1 protein-coding gene and 2 pseudogenes are annotated in these 4156 nt (G+C 71.5%); 1 reads left to right on the top strand and 2 read right to left on the bottom strand.

Features of this window, described 5'->3' with window-relative positions:
• Positions 1 to 411: pseudogene (locus tag VFZ20_RS32660) on the bottom strand (PIN domain-containing protein); the annotation flags it as partial.
• A 145-nt stretch (positions 412 to 556) separates the two neighbouring features.
• A complete protein-coding gene (locus VFZ20_RS32655) occupies positions 557 to 3217 on the bottom strand; it encodes an IPT/TIG domain-containing protein (RefSeq protein ID WP_329688173.1) in 2661 nt (886 codons plus the stop codon).
• Between the two features lie 539 nt (positions 3218 to 3756).
• On the opposite strand from VFZ20_RS32655, the pseudogene VFZ20_RS32650 reads away from it, so the two are divergent.
• Positions 3757 to 4156 (top strand): annotated as a pseudogene (locus VFZ20_RS32650) (hypothetical protein); the annotation flags it as partial.

Raw genomic sequence — 4156 nt, 5'->3', positions numbered from 1 at the left:
GGTCTCCAGCCCCGTCTCCTCCGCCTTCTTGGCCAGCGTGCCGATGACGTCGTCGGCCTCGTAGCCCTGCAGCTCCAGCACGGGGACGTTGAACGCCTCCACGAGCTGGCGGATGCGGGGGATGGAGAGGGCCAGCTCGTCGGGCATCTTCTCCCGCGTGGCCTTGTACTCGGGGTACAGCTCCACGCGCTCGCTGTCGCCGGCGTCGAACACCATCCCCAGGTAGTCGGGGTGGTGCTTTTCAAAGATCTTGATGAGAAAGCGCGCCACGCCCCACGCGGCCGACGTGTTTTCGCCCTTGCTGCTGACGAGCGGCCGGCTGATGAGCGCGAAGAAGGCGCGGTAGATGAGCGCGTAGCCGTCGATGAGGAACAGGCGGTCGCGGGTCTTCTCGGGCTTTTCCACGGGCATGGACGGCGCTTCGGTCAGTGGATGACGGGCGATGCGGAACGACGCGCGCCAATCTACCGCGCACGCCGTCCACCCGAAACGGCGGACGGGCCCGCGCGTGGCGTGGGCCCGTCCCCGTTCGTCCGTCGCGCGCGGCGACACGGCGTCAGGGTGCCGCGACGGGGGTGCGAAAGAGGTAGATGCGCTGTCCGTCGTTCAGCGCCAGCCCGTCGGTGCCCCAGCGAACCAGCCGCTCCGTGTAGGCGGCCGGGTGCTCGCTGTTCATGTACGCTACGTACACCGACCCCAGCTGCTGAAAGGTGTTCACGTCGAACACGGTGAGCGTTCCGTTGCTGCTGTTCATGAAGTAGGCGCGTCCCAGCTGGGTGTCCACGGCCCAGGCGGAGGGGTTGATCCCCGCGTCGAACTGGCCGATGCGAACCCCGCGCGCGGCGTCGGCCACGTCGCCGCTGCTGCCGTACACGCGCCCCGCGGAGAACAGGATGCGCGTGTAGCCGCCGCCGATCAGCCCGAGCGCCACCCGCGTCTCGGTGACTCCCTGCGCGTCCACGCGGAAGGTACGCAGGCCGCGCTCGCTGCTGTAGTTGTCGAATCCGTACATCACCGAAGCCGACTCGCCGAACGTCACCGTGGGGGAGCCGCCTTCGTTGCGGCGGGCCACGCCGTTGTCGTACACGGTGATCAGGCCTCCCCCGCGCACCACCGCCACCGTCCCCGGCTGACCCGGCATGGCGTGCAGCTCGCCGGGCTCGATCTCCGTGGAGAAGGCGGTGCCGGCGGTGAACCCCGGCAGCGCCACCTGGCGCACCTGGTTTGCCCCCTTCACCCCCACCCACAGCGTGGCGCCGTCGCTGGAAAGCGCCATCTTGCCCGGGTTGCTCCCCACCCCCACCGACCCGTCGATCTCCCCGGTGGCGGGATTGATGCGCACCACGGTGTTGCCCCGCGGCCCGCTGGTGATGGACGCGTAGAGACGGTCACGCGCCGCGTCGTACACCAGGTCGGCCGCGGGAAGGTCCAGGACGCGCAGTCCGCTCACGGACACGCTGCCGGGCGTGCGGAAGGTGATCTGCCGCGCCGCGCTCGTCCCCACGCCGGGGGTGTGGACGGAAACCTGCGCCGTGCCGGGCACCGCCAGGTCCGCGTCCGTGACGGCCATCTCCAGCCGCGTGCCGCTGACGTACGTGGTGGGGCGTGCCTGGCCGTTCCAGCGGATCACGGACGACCGGATGAACCCCGTGCCGTGCACCACCAGGGGGTAGCCCGGGCGTCCCGCGGAGGCGCCGTACGAGGGAAGGGCCTCGAGCACCGGCATGGACGCCGTAAGCGTGAGCGTTCCCGCGGCGGAGCTGCCGCCGCCCGGCTCGGGCGTGACCACGGAAACGTCCAGCACGCCCGGCGCGTCCAGGTCCCCGGGGGCAAGCACCGTCCGCAGCTCCGTCGCGCTCACGAACTGCGTCGTGCGGGGGCTTCCCTCCACGTGCACGGCCGTACGGTGGGTAAAGCCGGCGCCCGTGACGGTGAGGGTCAGGCTGTCCGCGCGGCCCGCCGCGGCCTGGGCGGGGGTGACCGCCTGCGCCACGGGGGCGGGGTTCTGCACCGACACGTAGACGGGGTTGGAAAGGCCGCCGCCCGGCTCGAAGTTGAGCACGCGGATGCTGCCCGTGACGTACTCGTCCAGGTCGTCGCGCCGCAGCACGACCTCCAGCTCCGTCCTGCTCACGAACCGGGGCGCATTCACGTAGATGAAGCTCGACATCAGCGTGGTCCTGCGCGTAAAGCCGGTCCCCGTGAGGCGCACCACCTGGCTGTCCAGCCCGATGGGGACGATGGAGGGCGTCGCGGCCGTCAGGGTGGGCGCGGGGCTGGCGACGGTGAGGGTGACCTGTCCCGAGGTTCCCCCGCCCGGCGCCGGGTTGATGGCCTGCACCCCCGCGAACCCCATGCTGGGAAGGTGCTCCGGCTCCAGGGTAAACCGCAGCTCCGTGGGCGACACGAAGGTGACCGCGGGGCTGAACCCGCCCACGGAAAGGCGCGTCGCGGCCATGAACCCGGCGCCCCGGACCGTGATGGTGCTGGTTTCCTCCACCAGGATGGTGTCGGGAGAAAGGCTCGCGATCCCCGGCACGGGGTTGGGACGCACGACGATGGAAAAGGCGCGCGCGCTCGCCGTGCCGCCGCCGGGCTCGGGGTTGAACACCGTCACCAGCGCGACTCCCACCGAGTCCACGTCGGCCGCGGAAACCCGCGTGGTCAGGTGGTACGGGTCCACGAAGGTGGTGGGGCGGTCCGCGCCGTTCCAGCGGATGACGGACGCCCGCGCGAAGCCGGTGCCCTCCACCGTCATCGTGAACGCCGTGTCGCCCTGCATGCTGCCGCCGGGCGACAGCGACCGGATGGTGGGTACGCGGTGCTGCACCTGCACGGGCACGGCCGCCGATTCGCCGCCGCCCGGGGCGGGGTTGAAGACCGTCACCTGCAGCGTGGCCGGCTCCTGCATGGCCGCGACGGGCACCACGGCCGTGAGCTGCGACGGGTTCACGTAGGTCGTGAGCCGTGCGTTTCCGTTCAGGCGAACGACGGCGCCGTTCACGAACCCGCTCCCGGTGATGGTTACCGTCACGGAGTCGCTGTACTGCGGCAGCAGCGCCGGGTCCAGGCTGCTGATGGAGGGAACGGGGTTCTGCGGCTCGGGCCGTGGCGTGGGGGCCGTTCCCCCGTCGCCGCACGAGGCGAGCAGCAGGAACAGGCCCGGGAGCAGCGCGCGGCGAGTCGCGCCCCGCCGGAGGGGGCGGCGGGAAGGCATGATCGTCAAGGCGTCCGTGATGAGGAAAGGAGAGAATCAAACCCCGCGGGCGATCACCCGGATGGACGGGTGAGGGCAGTGGCTCCGGCCGGCGGCCGGCCGGCCGGCCTCGGCAGTGGCAACGCCGATGCCGCGATGCGTCTTGATCGGCGCAAAGGGTGCGATGTGCTTCGTCGCATCGAGGTGCAGCGAACTCTAAGCAAATGCCGCGCAACCTCTTGCCCCGGAACGGCAGCGGCGGGGGAACGGGCGCGTCAGGTACGGGTTCCGGCGGATCGCTCCTGGATCCGCTGCCCGTCGCGTTGTACCTGGCGCACCCCAGAGCGGGACAGCCGCGCCGCGCATCCGCCGCGGGGGATGCCGTCAAGGGGTGGGACGCACCGCGACCGAACGATTGGCCCCGCTTCCGCGTCACATCCCCGGACGCGTAGAATGGGGCGCGTGCAACCGTCGGCCCGGCGGGCGGGTACTCATCGGCCGTCCGGTCGACATCCATCGAGCAACGATCCACCCGGTCCACGTCTTTCCTCATGCGCAGGATGCAACGCACCTCGCTGATCCCGGCCGTCGTCCTCGTCTCCACCTTCGCGGGGGCGTGCGGGGGCGCGGCTACGGGCAACCAGTCGGAACGCGCGCGCGAGCTGGAGCAGCTCAAGGAAGTGCCCGCCGCGCCCGTCGTCGCCGCCGCGCGCGCCACGCAGAGCGCGCAGGACTCGCGGCGCACGGCCATCGTCACGGCGTCGGAGCGGGTGGCGCCGGCCGTGGTGAGCGTGAACGTCGTTCGCCGCGAGCGCGTGGTGCCGCGGACGATGTGGGAGGAGATGATGATCCCGCCCGGCGCGCAGCGGGAGACGGCGGGCCTGGGGTCGGGCTTCATCATCACCCGCGAGGGGCTGGTGCTCACCAACGAGCACGTGGTGCGCGCGGCGACGGAGGTCG

Origin of the sequence: Longimicrobium sp. (assembly GCF_036280135.1) — a bacterium.
In the GTDB taxonomy this organism is placed as follows: Bacteria; Gemmatimonadota; Gemmatimonadetes; order Longimicrobiales; family Longimicrobiaceae; genus Longimicrobium.
This window is presented reverse-complemented; position numbering and strand designations above follow the sequence as displayed.

Bases quoted from the DNA above. Each gene is read 5' to 3' on its own strand.
- VFZ20_RS32655 (WP_329688173.1), bottom strand. From the start codon at position 3,217: ATGCCTTCCCGCCGCCCCCTCCGGCGGGGCGCGACTCGCCGCGCGCTG.